The following is a 16,909-nucleotide window of genomic DNA, read 5'->3' on the forward strand; positions in this document are numbered from 1 at the left end:
CCCTGGGACCGGCCGTCCGAAGCCGCCGAGCGACGCAAAGCGTTGCTGTACAACGTTTCCACGGTGACCACGCTGGCGATCGGGGTGGCGTGCATGTACGCGATCCTGTTCGTGCTCGCGCTGCTCGCGGCGGCCGTCCTGATCGACAGCGGCTATCTCGCCCAGACGCTCGGGCACCCGGTCGGTGTGGGTTCGTACCTGAACCTGGTGTGGTTGTGCAGTTCGGTCGGCATCGTCGCCGGCGCACTGGGATCGAGCCTGGAAGACGAAGAGACCGTGCGCAGCGCGACCTACAGCCGCCGCGAACAGGAACGCCAGGAACGAAACCAGCGCCGGCAAGAACGCCGGAGGCCCGCGAACAGGAACGCCTCCGCGCAAAACTCGGCCAGGGACAAGTAAGCGACCGCGAAGTTCGGGCACGCCCGGAGTCCGCACGAGCTGAACTGTCCGACATGTTCGCCCTGCCGACACTCGACTCTGTGAACACCCGGTCCGCTGTCGAAGCGTTGCGGTATCGCTTCAGCGGCCTGAGAATGACTGTCGTGGACGTTGTCGTCGGGCAGGAGAGCCACAGTGGACTTCAGGCGTCGAGTGCTCCGGGCGTCGCGACCATCGCCACGTCCGACCGGCCGGTTTCGCGATGGCCACCAGGATCGCGCCGGTCTTACGTCCTCTCCTGCGCCGGGCGTCCGCCTGGCTATGGCGGGACGACCTCGCCTACGCCGAACGTCGTTATGCGTTGAGAACCGGCCGAAAGTGAAGGACCCCTTCGTGTCGAGGATTCCAGCGGACGTGGCCGGGCTGCCATTGGTGGTCACCGCCACGGTCGACATGGACACCCAGGAGTACTGGGACCGGTTGCGCCGCACCTGGTTCCCGCCTGACCGGCTCAAGGTGGGAGCGCACATCACGCTTTTCCATGCTCTTCCTGGAGACCATCTCGACTCGGTCGGCGCGGACTGTGCCGTACTGGCCAGCGAGACAAGCCGGTTCACGCTGGCGGTGACCGGGGTCCGGTCGCTGGGGAGCGGGGTCGCGCTCGTGCTGGACTCGCCCGAGCTGGTTTCCGTCCACAGTGGCCTGAGAAGCCGATGGCTCCGTTGGCTCACACCCCAGGACAGGCAACCTTTGATGCCTCATGTCACAGTCCAGAACAAGGTCGGCGCCGCCACCGCCGCGGCTACCCTCGCGACCCTCCGGCAGGAGATCACGCCCAGCACGGCAAGGGTGACCGGCCTGGCCGTCTGGCGTTACCTCGGTGGCCCTTGGGAACCGATCAGCAGGCACGAGTTCTCGGGAACCGTGCCCGCCTAGGCGTTTCGGACTTCGGACGATGTGGCCGGCCCCGTGTCGAGGGACCGGCCACATCGTGTGCAAACGGCCTGGGTCGGGAGAACCGGCCGTCCTCCTCACCATTTGGTCGGGCAGCGACCCTGGTGTGGTGAGGTGGTCTGATCGGGGCTAGGACTGGCCAGGGCGTTGCACGTCGCCGCGCCAGGCGCCGGTCTCGGAGCCGCCGCGGTTTTCGAGAAAGGTCTTGAAGCGGTCGAGGTCGCCTTGGACGCGGCGGTCGAGGATGCCGAGCTTGTCGGCGACGTTCTCCACGAATCCTTCGGGATCGATGTCCATCTGAACGGTGACCCGGGTCGGTGTTCGTCGAGGCGGTGCACGGTGACGACGCCGGCGTGGTTCGGGCCGTCGTCGGACTTCCACGCGACGCGTTCGTCCGGGTGCTGCTCATGTTCGATCGGATCGGGGAGCGTGGTGACGAACCCGGTCGGTTCGGTCTCGGCTCCCTCTCCGAGTTGGGATCCGGTGGTTTCGCCGGAAGTGGTTTCCGCGGCTTGTGGCTTCCTTGGCGCCGATGAGCTTCAAAGGGCACTGGAGTCGAAGGCCGCCTACCGGTCGGTTGAGGAGAAGCCGGTGGAGGGGCAGCGGAGCGTTGCCTATGGTTGCGAGTTCAGTCGTGTTGATGATGGGTCTGGCGTCGGTAGCTTGATGGTGACCGCGATCAAGGGTGAGGCGGCGCCGGAGAGCGCGCTCGCCGTTGCCGAGCAGAACTGTCTGGGTGAGGGGCAGGCTCAGCCGCTGGCGGGCGCTGGGGAAGCGGCGATGTGGTGCCGGAGCGAGGACCTCGACACCCTGGTCGTAACCGTGAAGCGGAGCCACGGCGAGGTCCGGATCGCTCACTTGACGCTTGCCTGTAGTCCCATGGCCGCCAACCATCCCCGGGTACGCCTCGCTGGCGCGGCTTCTCGGCGGCAGGCTGTAGCGTCCGAGGTTGAGCGAGCCATCCGGTCTCTGATCGGACCTGAGCACGGCATGGCGCTCAATTGCCTGCCGGCAAGGCCGCGAGACGCAATGGTCTCGATGGGAATTACGTGTCCGAGGCAGCACAAAGACAGGAGCACGGACACGGACATGCCGTGAACGGCAGGGGCGGCCGTCCGCAGCCGGTGAGGATCGATCCGGACGAATGATGCCTCGGTTCTCCACGTAACGGGCGAACTGGCGAAGCTCCTCAGTAGCCGGCTTTAGTGTTGGAAGAGTGGAGCGTCGGGGACCACGTCGTCTCCGATCGGGCTCCGTTGCTGACGTAGAGCCTGGCACGACCTGATACGGACTGACACCCGGTTCGGCTGTGATGTCCGCGTTGACCCGCACGTATGGTCGAAATCTGACACTTCGCGGCACTGCCTGGCACAGTCGCGGAGCGGACTTTTAATCTGAGGGATTCAGCAGCTCATCGACGTGGGGCGGGTGCGCGCGCTGCGTGTGCCTAAGGAGAAATATCCAGTCGGGTTACGTTGCTGGAGCAGAAGATGTGACCCCAATTGGCAGTGGGAGGACAACGTGCTCCAGATTTGCTCCAGCTAGTGAACGGTAGCTGAAATTAGTTACGTCAATTCTCAAAGTAAGGCGAAACGAAAAACCGCCCTACCTCGGCAAACTTGCCAAGGGGGCGGTGTTTCGTCACTGTGGAGCTAAGGGGACTCGAACCCCTGACCCCCTCACTGCCAGTCAGGTTCAAGCAGGGCGCTGACCTGCGGTTATCGAGAACCTGCTGGTCGGCTGGAGCAGTTGGGCTCTGATCGGTGCGGTTCGGTGTTGTGGGACGCAGTTGTAGTCGACGCTGTGCTCCAGATCTGCTCCAGGAAAATTGGAGTGAGAGTTGAGGGCGGCTCGACGACAAGAGGATGGGTGACGACCATGATCTTCGAGTTCGGACAGCCCTCATGCTGCGAATCGGCAGCCGGCAAACCAGCTGGTTAAGAGTCGGCACCTGGCGTGTCGAATGGTGCCGAGTGATACCGAACAAGACCTTAAGCCAAGGGAGCGCGACTGGCGCAGCAGAATCAAGGCGACAGCAGCTCCTTCGACTCCCAGGTAGAAGCTTCGGCGCATCCCCGGAATCCTGGTGATCAGAACTTTGCTCGTGGTCCATGGTGAACTCGTTGTCGTTGCCCTAGGTACTGCGCGGCAGCCTTCGCGGACCTGGTTCGATGTTCGTCATGTCTCCTGCGCCCGATGACCCCTGGTACGCCTCCAGCACGTTTTGGGCGATCGCCGGTGTCGCGGTCGCGATTGTGTTCGGGATCGGCGCGATCGTGGCGGCGTACCGATCGCAAAATCCGCGACGCCGGCTGTACGTCTACGTCGCCAACACCACGCCTCTCATGCACGCGAAAGGCCGAGACCTCGCGATCGAGGTCCGGATTGCGGGCCGAGCGGTCGAGGACCCGTACCTCCTCACCGTTCGCGTCGTCGTCCGCGGCCGCCGCGACATTCGCAAGGACGACTTCGACGGACCGATCAAGTTGAGGTTCGGCTCACGCATCGTGGGACTACTGGAGCGAACATCTACCACTGTCGTGCCAGCAACGCCAGCGCCGGAAGTGACGCACCAGCCTGACACTGACCTGCTGGAGATCGCCCCGGCCCTGCTGCGTAGAGACCACGAACTGACCTACACCCTTCTGCTGGAAGGCGGCCAGCCTGCCCTGGACCCGGAAGTTCCAATCGTTGCCGACATTCGGGAAACCGAACCTGGGATGCAGCAGTTGTGGGGTCCCCTGTCGCCCTTTGTGTGCATGGCCTTTTTCGCGCTCAGCTTCGCTTCTGGGATTACATACTTTGACATGGACGGCAGTGGGGTAAGCCGAAATATCATGCTGAGTGCGGCCGTCGTAGGACTCGTTGGAACTGTGGTCACCTTTGTCGCGATGCCCAAGCAGCGATACAGCAAGTAGCTCAGTCCGACTTTCGGCCTCAACGGCTCGATGGAACCGAACCGCCTCGAGAACCGGCTCCTTGGTGAGGGCGGCCTGTACGGTGGAAGCCTCCTGATGGTCCCTCCAGTGTCGGTCACGCCGTCGGCGACGGCACAGCCCCGAACGAGGGATCAAAGCAAACATGTGTTGGGGCTCAGAAGAGCAGGTGGGTGCAGCCCAATGGTCGGGCGCCCGGGCGGTAGTCGCCGGATGAACGCTGTCCCAGAACGGCCGGGCTGTGTCTTTCTGCGGGGTGATGGCCCACCAGTAGGCGGGCAGGTAGTGGCGGAGGCGGTCCAGGATCCGGGTTCCTGTCCCGTGCCGCTGGTCTTCGTGGTGAATTCGAGTTCGCTGATCAGCGCGGTCCGATGGTGTGGAGCTGGTGTGGCGTTCAACTTGTAACGCGGCGCACGTAAGTGACACGACCACCGAACTTCTCCGGTATGCACGTGGAGACAAGGGAACAGAGCATGACCGGACCGTTTCTTCACCCGAATCCGACGACGACGCTGCGGTCGGCCCGCCGCCAGGCAGCCGCGCTAGTCGACCACGACAGCGGTCACGCCGCGGGCGAGATCCCGAGCGGAAGGTCCGAACTGCTGGGGGGCTGGCGTTGCAGCCAGGGCGTGACACCGAGGCCGAGCAGTTCTATCGCGACGCTGTCGCCGTAGGCGAGTCATTCGCGCTACACGGACTGGCGAACTGGCTGTCATTGTAGTCCGGGCGTGAGGTGGAAGCCGAGCGGCAGTACCGGCGCGCGATCGCCGCGGGGACACGGCGGCGCTACAAGGACTCGCGGATTTCCTGGCGCCACAACCCGGTCGGGAGGTCGAGGCGGAACAAGCCTGCTGGGACGCTGTCGCCGCGGGTGAGGTATCGGCGCTGGACATGGCAGCCCGCTGGTTGTCGAAACATCCTGCGCACCGACCAGGGCCGCACGGCACGACAATCTGCACAACTCACTGACCTGCATCCCGCGGTACCCGGGAATTGCCGCCACCGCCGGACTGGCCGGGCCAGACCTGGTCAAAGCACGCCTCGACGCGTTGAAGATCGGGTTGAGTATCGGTGTTGGCAGCAGGCGAGTCATTGCCCGACCATCCTTGCCCCTAGGCGGTGCCGGAAGGCCTGCTGAAACCCGATGCGGGAAGCAGCGCATAGTAGTCGGCTGCGGTGTGGCTGCTTTTAATCCGAGAAAATCAGCAGCTCATCGACGTGGGCGGGTCCGCGCGCTGCGTGTGCTCGAGGAGATCTACCCCGGTCGGGTCACATCGCTGGAGTAGAGGATGTGACCGCAGTTGGCAGTGGAAGGACGACGTGCTTCAACTACTGAACAGTAACTGAAATTCGAGGCGGAACTTGGTGCAGCAGCCCTGTGGCTACACGAAGGATCAGTGCTGGTCGGTGTACCTGTAGCCGACTCGGTAGTGCGAACGACGCTTCGTCAAAGGCCCGGTGGTCCGTCGGTCACCGGCCCGCCCGCCTCGCTGGGCTACGCTTCAGAGGAGGCGAGGAGGCGTACAGATGAGCAAGTTTCACGTCGACCAGATCGAGACCCACATCAAGACCTTGTACAAGGCGAAGCTGTGGAAACCGGGGATCGACGATGTTGCCAACCTGTCCCGCCTGCTGGCATACCATGCGGTTCAACTTCTTCTGGGGACAGGTGAAGACGCCGAACGGCTGATCGAGATCACCGATGGTGGTCACGATGAGGGGATCGACGCGGTCGGTGTCGACCCGGCCGCGAAGATGGTGGTATTCGTCCAGTCGAAGTGGCGGCAGGACGGCAAAGGTTCGATGCAGCTGGGTGATGTCCTCAAATTCCTCCAGGGTGTCAAGTCGATCCTGGGGATGAAGGGGGATGAGAAACCGGCGCACGCGTCGGAAAAGACGCGCGCTGCGGTCGGAGCATTGCTGACTACACCAGGAGCGAAAATCCGCCTTGTCACTGTCACGACTGCGAGCGAGCCGCTCGCGGACGCGGTGACTGCGCCGATCGTCGAACTGCTTGGGCAGCTCGACGACCTCGAGGACACCGAGCCGCTCGCTGGGCACGATCACCTCGCCCAGGCGAACCTCTTTCGAGCGATCACGGATCGTCAGCGCACCTCCATCAACCTGAACGTCCAGATCTTGGATTGGGGGAAGGCCGCGGATCCTCACCGGATCTTCTACGGCAGGGTCAGCGCCGCGGATATCGCGACCTGGTTCACCGATCACGGCGCGGACCTGTTCGCGGACAATATCCGCGTCGTCATCCCCCGATCCGACATAAACGACGGGATCCTTAAGACCGTCAAGGGGGCTCCACAGCTGTTCATGTACTACAACAACGGGATCACCGTGCTCGCCGAGACGATCGCGATCGCTCCTGGTGGGACACTCAACCGGGACGTCGGGTACTTCACCCTAACGGGAGCCAGCATCGTCAACGGAGCGCAAACGGTTTCTACGCTGGGCTCGGTCAAAGGCACCGACGCCGAGCAGAATCTCGGCCAGGTCTCCGTGATGGTGCGGTGTATCGAGGTTCCGAAGGAACAGGACGATCTCGCGCAACAAATCACCCGGTTCGCCAACACGCAGAACGAGGTGTCCAGCCAGGACTTCGCGTTTCTGGACAAGGAGCAGCACCGGCTGGTTCGCGAATTGGAGGTCATCGGATACGAGTACATTCTCCGCTCCGCCGAGGTTCCTCGCTCCAAGGATCCACGACGGGTGATCGAACTCAGGCAGGCGGCGGTCGCACTCGCTTGCGCGGCGCCGAACATCGGACACGCTGTGCTGGCCAAGCGCGAAGTATCCCGCCTGTTCACGGATCAGTCCGTCTACAGAGCGCTCTTCAACCCATCGACGGACCCGATTCGGCTCAGCCGTGCGGTAGCGATCGTCTCCGGCGTGGACGGGGCACTGGACATTGTCGGCAACCAGACCGGAGGCGTCTACTCGGGGATCGCGGTCCACGGTCGGCGCGTGATCGCACACCTCATCATGCGCGCGCTCGGGGACGTTCTCCTCGCCGATCCGCAGGCAGACTTCATGAAGATCGAACGAGATGTTCCGGCCAAAGCGAGCGAACACGCCGCCGCCATTGCCAAGGTGTTTCCCTCGAACGCCTATCCTGGAAATGTCTTCAAGAACCAATCGCGAGTCGTTGCGTTGGTGGCGGAAGCGGGCTTGGCCGACAAGGCGCGAAGATAGTCCGCGTCTTCGGGCTAAGTTTTCGCGACTTGGGTGGAGATCGATCTCACGTGGCGTCGGCTCAGAACAACAGCGATGGCTGGACGAAGGGCTGATCTAGGAGATAGGTGAATACTGGACCATCCAGTAGATTGCCGTTGTCGTCGGTGCCTTTCGCCAGTACATGCCAGTAGCCGAGCGACACGTGCATTTTCGGTGCCCGTACGGCGGTGAACAGGGCCAGCCCGAGTGGAGCGATCGCGAAGTGCTACAACGCGACCGGACCGGTTCTTCGCCACGGACGGCGGTGCGTGGGCTCGGAAGCTCGTCCGGGTCCGCAGGACGAGCGGGGCGTACTGGTTGACGGATCTGCTAGCCGGGGTGGGCGGCAGGTTGCCCGGACGGGTGAGCGGTTTGCCTGATTCGGCTCCGTAGCTGCTATAACAATGTCTTGACGGATCGCTGTCGGTGCCGTCGTAACCGAGGTTGCGTTCCAGACTCGCTCCAACGAATCGGGGGGTGAGAGTCGAGGACGACCATAGGCCTTGGACTGATCACGGAAGGCTGGTGCCATGCGGAAATTAATCTATGACATGAACGTGATGCGGGACGGCTACATCGCCGCGCCCGACAACCCGTGTCGCCCGACGAGGTGCCCAGTTCCAGGATCGCGATGAGATCCTCGATGGAGGCTGGCTCTGCAATCCCCGCCCTGTCAGAGGAACCCCGCTCACGGCTTGCGTGTGCAACGCCCTGATCGAGGTCGAGAGCGGTCGGCAGCTGCTCTTGGTTAACGCGGAGGACGACGGCGATGACGTCGAAGTAGCGGAGAACTGCATTGGGGTCGCGGCCAGCCGAGCGGGGCCGATGTCGGTGGTCAGGACGTCCCTCCGTTCGTTCCGCGCTGTCAGCGCCGGTCCGTTCACGCCTTGATCAAGTCGATCAGAAGTCCGTCTCTGCAACTTTGTGCTCATACGTCGACGAACGTGGTCCGGGAGACCGCGCAGCAGAGTGTGTCTCTGGCGGGATTTGACGACGACTTGGTGGAGCGTGCGAGGCAGGCCGATGCTCGTCATCGAGAGTTGCGCCAGCGGACACGATCTCAACCGAAGGGCTTGGCAAGGCCGTTGGCCTCTGCCTGCGGGTGCTTGAGGTGATGGACCTCTTTGTCGGATTTCCCGCTGTCGGATAATGCGAAGGTGAGTCCTGTGAGGCGTCGTCAGCCAGCCGAGCACCGTGAGCCGACGTCGGCGACCGTCCGACGGCTCTACGGGACTGCGTTTGCCTGCGGAATGCCGCGTTGCAGGGCGGATCTGTATGTGCTGGACGCGATCACTGGCGAAAAGGTGCTTAACAGTCGCGTAGCGCACATCCATGCTCGCCGCGAAGGTGGGCCCCGGTGGGATCCCGAAATGAGCGAGGCGGAGAACCGAAGTGCCAGCAATCTTCTTCTCCTGTGCTTGCCGCATGCGTGTCAGATCGATGAGGCCCCTGAGTCGTACCCCGCGGACGTCTTGAGGGCTTGGAAACGCGCGCAGCTGGCCGAGTATGAGCAGGCACGCCGGAGCTGGAGCATCACCGATGCCGAGGCTAAGGCTGCCGTCGCCCCACTCGACTTGGAAGTCGCGATGAAGGCGGTCGTCGATGCGATGCCGTTCAATCCGCGGATGCGGAGCCGCGGCGAGAGGTGGCAGCTCGCTATGCGCAGGGGGCATGCACAGCGCATAGCTCGCTTGACTCCTCTTGTGGATGTGAGACGTCGGGAAGACGTCCTGGCATGGATGGCTCGGCTCGACGAACCCGTCGTCCACGTTCCGGCCGGCCAGGTCCGCGTGTTGGTCGCTCGACTCGGTGCCGGTAAGTCGGAGGAAGCGGCTCGCTGGTGGGAAGAGGGACTGCACGAAGCAGCCGGTGATCCGGAAACTGAGGTGCCGGTGTACTTCACGCCCCGGCAAGTCGTCACAAGCTTGGAGCAAGCGGTCGTTGACGAGCTCGGCGGTGACCCTGCGCGAACCTGCCGGGTGGTGCTTGACGGCCTGGACAGTGTGTCGAACCGTGAGGCTGATGGCCTCCTTGCGGAGGCTCGGCAGCTCGTCCAGGTCTGGCGCGATGTCAGCGTACTTGCGACCGCACGCCCGGGCTTGGAGGTACCCGCTGCGGAGAAGATCGAACTGAAGCCATGGCCGGTCGGACGCGCGACCGAACTGGCCGAGGTCGCGCTCGGTAAGCAACTTCCGGGAGACCTTTGGTCTGCTGAGACGAACGACCTACTGACGAGCCCGCTCGCCGCCCTGGCCGTGGCCGCACGCGTCGCAGCAGGTCAGGACACTCGGGTCTCCCGGGCTCGACTCCTTGCCGATCTGACTCCGAAGCTGATCGAAGCACATCACGTCGACGTGTCAGATGAGACCTGGGCGGACGCGGCCAAACTCGCCGTCGCTCTGCTGGATCGACCGGAGTCCGCTACGGCCGTGTTGTTCCGTCCTCTACCGCGCCTACGGCGTCTTCTTGACACTGACCTCGTTGTCCTGGATCGGGACAAACTTTCCTTCGCGCTGGCTATTTTCGAGCAGTACTTCGCCGCCGAGGCGATCACCTCCGGGCTGGTAAGCGTCGACACGATCGCTGCGGCGGGATCATTTCCCCGCTGGCGCTACGCGATCGCCTTCGCGATCTCGAGCAGTGCCCCGCCTGAGCAAGAGGCTTTGCTCCTTAAGTTAGCGAAGATTAACCCCGCGGCAGTGTTCTGGACCCTCGATGAGATTGCTGGCTCCAACGAATCCGAGACCCTCGAGGGACCTTCCGACGATCAGATCGCTGCTCTCCTCAGGCGTCGGGATCCACATGAAGCCGTGAAGGAGGGAGATCTGGCCGTACGGGCGGGCCTGTGGTTTCGGGAGGCCGAAGTGGCGTTGCTGGATGGTCTCGGCCCGCTGGCGGATTCACTGGTACGTCACCGCGAAGGCAAACCGACTCAGTGGGGTGTCGGCTTGGTGGACGGCTACCTGACTGTCGCCCGCGCGAAGATCGCCGCTCCTTCTCCGGAAGCTGTGAGGCTGATCCCGACACCACCCCGCCTTGCCGAGGGGTGGCATCGCTGGACACAGTTCCGGTTCCCCACGGCGGATATGGGACGCTGGTTACACGCTCAAGAGGAGCTGCGACGAGGACTCGAATCTGCCATCACGCGACGGACACTTTCCGTGCCGCGCTCGTCCTGGCTGGCTCGAGAACGCGCCTATCTGCTGTCGGCCTTCGTCCAGGACTTCGGCACCGCACAGCGTCGTCGCCCCATCCGACTCGCCGACGTCCGCGAGACGCTCTCTTCCTGGCTGGGTCGGGCCGATGGTTCCGAGCGCACGACCTGGAGTTCTTCCAGCTACTCAATCGACGCCGACGACCTCCGCTGGTTGTCCGAGCAACTCGCGGAGGAAGATGGCGATGTGCTTCCGCCTCTCTGGCCTGACGGCGACGAGCCACACACCGGCAGGTGGGCGTGGCAGGCGTATCTCGCCCGAATTGACTCTTACCGTGGCGCATGACGTGGTGCGCGAGGCGATGGTCGGCTACCGCCAGCTCGTCGAGCTCAATTTTCCCGCATTCGGCGACGCGATGGGCTTGTTCAGCATGCTTCCTGTGCGAGTTGAAGGGCTCGTCTTGAGGGCAGAGAATAACGAAGATCCCAGGGTTGGACTGATGCTTGCACTTCATCCCGATACCGGAAAAGTTGACGATGTTGCGAGCCAGGTCGACCTCTCGGTGGTTGTCAAAGATCACGCCGCAGAGGGGTGGAAGTTCGCCGAGCGGCAGCGGAGTATGATCTCAATCCACCTCAGCCGTGCCCACCAGCGTTTCAGCAGGTCGGCATTCGGCCAGAATCGCATGCAGGTCTTGGATCTTCCATTGCACGTCCCGTGTCTCGCATCCAGCCTCGCCTACGGTTGGCTGACCCAAGATCTGATCGCGGTCAGGTGGCTGGATGCCGACTTCCGGTTCTCCGAGTAATGAGCAGACGTCCGCACTCCGTTCGCGTAGCTCCGGCGACAAGGAATCCGGGCATTGCTGGGCGCCGAAGGCGCGCTGTCACAGTTAGGTCTGGAAATATCGGAAAATTGCGCTTGCTTGACCGGCTAATGTGGTAAGTGCTGGTGTCCCGTTGATGGAGGCATACGGATGGTTCAGGTCGGTGACGAGCATATTTACCGCTTGCGGGACTTCGCCCCGTCGCAACGTGTTCGTGTCGTCTCCATTGAGCTGCGGAAGAAGAGCGCGAAGTACGAGATCGAGTTCCTGGATGGGGATGTCGCCGGGCGACGGGAGAAAGTTCCTGGGAAACGGCTCCGTGGACCGTGGTCTGGAGTACGCGAGTACGACGAGGTGATGGCGACATGGGAACGGTTTGCCGCGTTTGAGCTGTCTGATCCAGAGGAAGCGGCCGTCGAGACTGTGTTTTCGGAGTTGATCCCGGAAGAGGTCGCGACTTGGGAGTGGTCGGAGCCGGTGCGGTGGGTCACGACGATCTACGACCCGGTACGGCTTGAGCCGCTCATCGGTATCCCGGTCAGTGATCTCATCGGCCAGGTCGATTCCTTCGAGAGCGGTGAGGGCACGGTGGTTTCCCCCGAGGGCACGCTCATGATCGCCGAGTTTGCCTGCCGGGTGAACCCGATACCGATTCTGGACGGGGTGATCGAGGAGGAACGAAAGTGCAGGGAGAAGACGAAGCGCGGCGAGTCTTATACGAGCCACGACGGGCAACAGAGGACGTCGGATCCGGATTGGGAGTATCGGTGGTACCTCGAGCGCTACCGGCCTCGGCACGAGTTGCTGCGTGGCTGGTGCGGTCATCGTGCAGTCACCATGCAGGAGCGGCTCGCCGCGGCTGAGGCGGAGGTACAGCGCCTGGATGTGCTGATAGCACGGCTCATCGACCAGATGAAGGAACACGAGTATAGTCATTTCGCCGAGATCATGGAGCGTGTGCACGAGGAGGAGCGGATCACCGCCGCCAACTATCGTCCGGTCGTCGACCGTCCGTTGAAGCCGTCTGAGATACCTGTCCGCTATGAGCGCGCCACGGCGCTGGGGGTATCGCCACTGGTGAGTATCACTGGTTCATGAATGCCTGTAGTTCACTAGCGGTCGGTTCGCCGAGAGCGTGAGGACGGACAGCGCGGTCGGGGAACGGGTCCATCGCGTCGGCGACCTTCATGATCCTTTCTGCCCAGTACAGTGCGTGTGCGCGACGCTCCGCAGTGAGCGACGCCGCGTGCTGACGTACCTCCGCCGCATAGGCGCGCAGCTGGCCGGCTTCGGTCCAGCGTCTCGCTTGGTTCCGTACCTCTTCGTCAATCAGGTGTTCTCGGCGTGCGATCGCGGCATGTGCCTCGGCCTCTGCCTGGCGCTCCGCGCGTTCGGCCCTTTCCAGCTCTGCTTGGCGCGCTCGTTCCTCGGCAGCAGCACGCTGCATAGCCAGGTGTCCGTGTTGGAGCCGGATCTCCTCCAGGATTTCAACGAGGTCGTCTTCAAGACGATGTCCGTCGGAGTCTTTCCAGCTGTCAGCCCAGAATCGCCCGCCGGCGCCTGTCAGGATGATCCCGAGGTGTTCATCCGGGACCTCGACGAAGTCCGAAAACATATAGCCCTGTCGCGCTCGCTTCAGCTCTCGCCCCGTGGGCTCGTGGGGACGTTGAAGCATGGCCTGGGTGAAATGGAGCCAGACCTCGTCCCGATCGACTGCGAACCGGATCTCGTTCCGATGGTCGCCTCGTCCCGCGTATCCACGCATGTGCCGATCGGTCTGGAGTGACACGGTCATGCCAGCCTGTCGGGCACCCCGCACTAGGGCGTCGAGTAGTCGACAGGCTCGGTTACGCTGCTCTTCCTGAACGGGGAAATCCTTCAGTTCCATGATCGCTAGCACGACGTCAGTGGGGTCGGAAGGTGTCTCGGACACGACTTGGGTCGTCAGTGTGGTTTGCCATTCAGGAAGCGGTTGGAGGGCGATCGCCAGTCGGTATCCGCTGTCTCGGCGACAGTATTCGAACGACAGCCGCATCTTCTCTGGGATCCGCCCGAACCGCTTCGCAGCAGCCGCGAGCCGTCGGTACTTCGATGCCTGGTCGGCCGGTACCAAGACTCGGTGATCCACTGCGTCCCGGAGTGAATGCATGAGCTGGTCGACCGGCCCTGTTTCGGCGAGACCGGTTTCCGAGGAGGTCTGGCAGTAGTTTCACCCGCGCCTAGGCCTGGTTCTTGCCGTGTGTTCGGCGCCGGTTCTTTGGAAAAATTGGCCTTCTTTTTGTCAGAATACGATGAACCGTGGGGTTCTTCCTGTGGTGAATACCTGTCATTCTCAAGGTAATAGGCCCCTTCCTGGGTGATCGAGGCAACCCAAGAAGGCCCGTGACCTTTGACGACAAGCAGACCACGATTGTGCAATGCGCGCGCGACCGAACGGTGCGCCCAACCTTCATATACTCCTGCAATGCACCCATCTCGCACCCATACAAGGACTTCTCGCTGAGCCGCGTTGAGAGGCGCTCTGCGGCTGGTCATCTCAACATTCTCCCTGGCCATCTTGCGTCGTCGTTACGATGGGGCGCGGTAGACTCGCAACCGTTCCTTGCGACTTCGACACTCAGGTTACCTGTAAGGGTGCTGTGGCATCGTGCACCAGACTAGTCGGACTCGTCTGTTGTGGCATCGCCTATGTCATTGGACTCGTCGCTGTCGTCTACCTCGCCTACGACGTGGTCGTCGAGTTCATCGCCATGGGGCAGCGCGTAATGCGTGGTGAGCTCTGCGAGGTGAAGTATCAGGGGAAGCGCAAGCCCGTCACGATAGTCCTCGGAAAACCTCTGCTGATGCAGGAACATCGCCCACGCCTCGGCGTGGTCTCCAGGCTGGAGTCCTGCGATCGCGAATTCGAGGAGATCGGGGTTCCACGCGTTTTTCCCTGGCTTGATGTCTGGCTTGCCGGCGGTGTTGATGCGCGGGGTCAGTTTCGTGGTGTCTACCGCGAGGGTGTGGGTGCTCGCTTTGTCGGTTGTGCTGTAGAAGACGCGGTGCTGGTCGTCGAATGGGTGGAGCTGCCAGAGGCCTTTGGAGATGCCGCCGCTTCCACCGGGTTTGGGTGCCCACCACTGTGCTGTTTCGTCGCGGTCCCCGGCTGCGATACGCATGATACGCAGTTGCTTCCCGTAGGTGGCGACACGTTGGGTGTTTGCCGCGCCGATTTGGATTCGGTCGGTGACGAGACCGCCGTTCTGTAGCCAGGGCCAGCGGGTGCGGGTGTTTTGTGCGTGGGTAACGACGAGGGTCGGCTTGCTCTTCATCTGGTAGAGGGTGTTCTTGACGAACGCGGCGGTGGCCGCGGTCTGCTCGTAGTCAGTCTTCAGGGTGTCGGGACGGATCTGGCCGGTGAGGCTCTTAAGTAGATCTGGATACGGAACCCACTCCGACATGCTCGCCGTACGGCCCATGATGCAATTCTGGCCAGGTCGGATCAGGACCGCGACCGGGGTGAACTGCGCGTTCTGGGTTGGGCCGTCCACGCGGCGTTTGACCAGCCAGAACGCGAGCTGATTGAGTTCATCCGGGATCGCCTCGCCGAGAGTGTGCTGGGGGACGAAGCGCATACCGAGCTGTCGCATGCCGTCTCCCCATGCGGCGGCTGCGCGAAATCCGGCGTCGTCCTCGTCGTCGGGTTCTGTGCTGGGAGGTCGAAGGAACTGGGTGACGGTGCCGGCGTCGGCGCAGCCGAGCCGGATCGCGAACTTGGGATCGGTTCTGGGCTGTTGAAATCGGTCTGGACCCTCGAGTTCGACGAGGACGAGCGGCGGGCGTTCGGCGAGCCTGTCGCCCAGGTCCGTGACCGTCGTCGCTGCCTGGTCACGTCTTTGTCGGATGGCGGCGTCGAATTCTTGTCCGCGGCGGGGCGGTTTGTCCCCGTTACCGAGTGGCGCGCCCAGCGCGCCGAGGAGGCGTACGTGGAGCCGGACGCTGAGTTCTGGAGCTTCCCAGGACCAGAGCTCGGGTCCGGTTGCGCGTCGATGTTCCGCTAGTCCGAGGCTCAATTCGACTGCGTCTAGAACGTGCTGCCGCATGGTGCTTGTCTGGTGAAGCAACACAGCACTCACGAGGTTGTCGTTGGTCGCGGCTGCCAGGGCACGCCGCTTCTCGGCGTTACGGCTGCTCACCGCGGCGTTGTCCAGTTGTGCTTGTGCTCGTTCGGCGTTGGTGGCGTCCTTGCTGATCGGGACGTTCTTCTCCAACGTGCGAGCGGGGTTCTGTTTGATCTCGCTTCGGTGCAGCGGTGGAGCCCAGATGAACTCAGGTGTGAGCGCCTGTGCGGCCCATTCGGTCACCCGTCGGCGTTCGCTGGGCATGAGCCCAGTCCCGACGGCGTGCCACTTCATGCGGCCGTGGAAAGCGACCGCTGCTGTGACTCCGTCCCGGCCGTGGATCCAGGCGTCGGGTTCCTTGGCGAAGACATCCGGCGAGGGCAGGTTGTCGAGCGCAGACACCTGATTGAGTAGTCCTTCAGGCCCGCCTTGGCGCCACACAGTCTTGCGAGATTTGCGATCCCAGACGAGCGAGGCGACTGCGAATCGGTGGGGCCGGGCGCCGTCAGGGACGAGAGGTTCGTTGGTGAGCAGGTAGGTTGAGACGCCGTTCTGTCCGGGAAAGTAGACACGCCCGCTGACCCACCGGCGGACACCGGTACTGATATGCACTCGCGGCGTCGGCGAGAACGGCACGGTGCGTAGTGCGACGCGAATGACCGCAGAGTAGTAGGCGATTTTCGCGCCGTTTTGGCCTTTGGTGGGGTGTTCGAGCGGAGGCCAGGACATCAGCTCGGCACCGTTGGCTCGAGCGTCGACGGCGACACGGTGGAACCGGAGTTGCTCGCCGCCGTGTTCGTAGGGTTCGAGTTGCGCGATGCGATCGGCGAGGATCTCCGGGACGAGGCGGTAGAGGCGATCGTGGGGCAGGGCTGTGCCGCCGGGGGAGATTTCCTGAGCCCGGAGGTCAACGTTCTCGATCTGCCAGGTCAGTGCACGGGTGGACAGTGCGCGGACGGTCTCACGGAACAAGGGGTAGGCCTCGTTGCTGGGTTGCATGTCCCGAAGCCAAGCGTGAATCATGCTGTCGAGCACTGCTTGAGGGTAAGGGGCGTCAGCGTAGAGCCAGGGCTTGGTCTCGTCGAAAGTCGTCGAGCCGTCCACAGTGATCAGATCAGGGGCAACGGCGCGCATGAGGCTGTTGAGCCGCCGGATTGGCACGCTCTTGATCTTGGCGCGGGCAGCCTCAGATCTGCCGTGGGCGTAGAGCTTGATGATCGGTTCACGCCAGGCCGCGGGGAAGGCAAGTGTCTGCAGGGGGCGGGTGAAATGGTCGACCTCGGGGTTCGGGACGAAGGCGGCTTGCTGGATTTCGTTATAGGCCACGATGCT

Annotated in this window: 11 protein-coding genes and 2 pseudogenes; 10 read left to right on the forward strand and 3 right to left on the reverse strand. The window is 63.0% G+C overall.

Features of this window, described 5'->3' with window-relative positions:
- The 3 genes and pseudogenes from CFP71_RS14615 to CFP71_RS14620 form a co-directional block, all read left to right on the forward strand.
- Positions 1 to 399: pseudogene (locus CFP71_RS14615) on the forward strand (hypothetical protein); the annotation flags it as partial.
- A gap of 241 nt (positions 400 to 640) precedes the next feature.
- Positions 641 to 760, forward strand: a complete 120-nt coding sequence (locus tag CFP71_RS44935) for a DUF5914 domain-containing protein (RefSeq protein ID WP_005158838.1) — start codon at positions 641 to 643, stop codon at positions 758 to 760.
- Positions 761 to 771: 11 nt separating this feature from the next.
- Entirely contained in the window at positions 772 to 1,314 is a 543-nt protein-coding gene (locus CFP71_RS14620) for a 2'-5' RNA ligase family protein (protein ID WP_244199675.1), read from the forward strand.
- A 147-nt stretch (positions 1,315 to 1,461) separates the two neighbouring features.
- Here the strand turns inward: CFP71_RS14620 and CFP71_RS14625 are convergent.
- Positions 1,462 to 1,739 (reverse strand): annotated as a pseudogene (locus CFP71_RS14625) (SRPBCC family protein); the annotation flags it as partial.
- A 25-nt stretch (positions 1,740 to 1,764) separates the two neighbouring features.
- Between CFP71_RS14625 and CFP71_RS14635 the strand changes: the two are divergent.
- The 7 genes from CFP71_RS14635 (at position 1,765) to CFP71_RS14665 (ending at position 12,572) form a co-directional block, all read left to right on the forward strand.
- Positions 1,765 to 2,430 (forward strand): hypothetical protein, encoded by a 666-nt coding sequence (locus CFP71_RS14635; protein WP_143267085.1) that lies wholly within the window; start codon positions 1,765 to 1,767, stop codon positions 2,428 to 2,430.
- 1,082 nt (positions 2,431 to 3,512) lie between these two features.
- The gene (locus tag CFP71_RS14640; protein ID WP_143267086.1) at positions 3,513 to 4,250 is read left to right on the forward strand and encodes a hypothetical protein; all 738 of its coding nucleotides are present in this window, start codon (positions 3,513 to 3,515) and stop codon (positions 4,248 to 4,250) included.
- Between the two features lie 491 nt (positions 4,251 to 4,741).
- The gene (locus tag CFP71_RS43475; protein WP_143267087.1) at positions 4,742 to 4,942 is read left to right on the forward strand and encodes a hypothetical protein; all 201 of its coding nucleotides are present in this window, start codon (positions 4,742 to 4,744) and stop codon (positions 4,940 to 4,942) included.
- Positions 4,943 to 5,795: 853 nt separating this feature from the next.
- Positions 5,796 to 7,472 (forward strand): AIPR family protein, encoded by a 1,677-nt coding sequence (locus tag CFP71_RS14645; protein ID WP_093934402.1) that lies wholly within the window; start codon positions 5,796 to 5,798, stop codon positions 7,470 to 7,472.
- A 1,391-nt stretch (positions 7,473 to 8,863) separates the two neighbouring features.
- Complete coding sequence (locus CFP71_RS14655; protein ID WP_093934404.1) at positions 8,864 to 10,993, forward strand: hypothetical protein; 2,130 nt, start codon at positions 8,864 to 8,866, stop codon at positions 10,991 to 10,993.
- Entirely contained in the window at positions 10,983 to 11,456 is a 474-nt protein-coding gene (locus tag CFP71_RS14660; RefSeq protein WP_093934405.1) for a hypothetical protein, read from the forward strand. Before CFP71_RS14655 ends, CFP71_RS14660 begins: the two co-directional genes overlap by 11 nt.
- Positions 11,457 to 11,624: 168 nt before the next feature.
- Entirely contained in the window at positions 11,625 to 12,572 is a 948-nt protein-coding gene (locus tag CFP71_RS14665; RefSeq protein WP_208635955.1) for a hypothetical protein, read from the forward strand.
- Here CFP71_RS14665 and CFP71_RS43490 read toward each other — a convergent pair.
- On the reverse strand, positions 12,559 to 13,587 hold the full coding sequence (locus tag CFP71_RS43490) for a hypothetical protein (protein WP_143267088.1): 1,029 nt from the start codon (positions 13,585 to 13,587) through the stop codon (positions 12,559 to 12,561). The genes CFP71_RS14665 and CFP71_RS43490 overlap by 14 nt on opposite strands.
- Positions 13,588 to 14,131: 544 nt before the next feature.
- On the reverse strand, positions 14,132 to 16,903 hold the full coding sequence (locus tag CFP71_RS14675) for a pPIWI_RE module domain-containing protein (protein WP_093934407.1): 2,772 nt from the start codon (positions 16,901 to 16,903) through the stop codon (positions 14,132 to 14,134).
- Positions 16,904 to 16,909: the final 6 nt, after the last annotated feature.

The sequence above is a fragment of the Amycolatopsis thailandensis genome, from assembly GCF_002234405.1.
GTDB classification, from domain to species: Bacteria; Actinomycetota; Actinomycetes; order Mycobacteriales; family Pseudonocardiaceae; genus Amycolatopsis; species Amycolatopsis thailandensis.

What these genes read in the sequence shown, in the direction of transcription:
- CFP71_RS14665 (WP_208635955.1), top strand. Translation starts at nt 11,625, where the DNA reads ATGGTTCAGGTCGGTGACGAGCATATTTACCGCTTGCGGGACTTCGCC.
- CFP71_RS14655 (WP_093934404.1), top strand. Translation starts at nt 8,864, where the DNA reads ATGAGCGAGGCGGAGAACCGAAGTGCCAGCAATCTTCTTCTCCTGTGC.
- CFP71_RS14640 (WP_143267086.1), top strand. Translation starts at nt 3,513, where the DNA reads ATGTCTCCTGCGCCCGATGACCCCTGGTACGCCTCCAGCACGTTTTGG.
- CFP71_RS44935 (WP_005158838.1), top strand. Translation starts at nt 641, where the DNA reads ATGGCCACCAGGATCGCGCCGGTCTTACGTCCTCTCCTGCGCCGGGCG.
- CFP71_RS43475 (WP_143267087.1), top strand. Translation starts at nt 4,742, where the DNA reads ATGACCGGACCGTTTCTTCACCCGAATCCGACGACGACGCTGCGGTCG.
- CFP71_RS14645 (WP_093934402.1), top strand. Translation starts at nt 5,796, where the DNA reads ATGAGCAAGTTTCACGTCGACCAGATCGAGACCCACATCAAGACCTTG.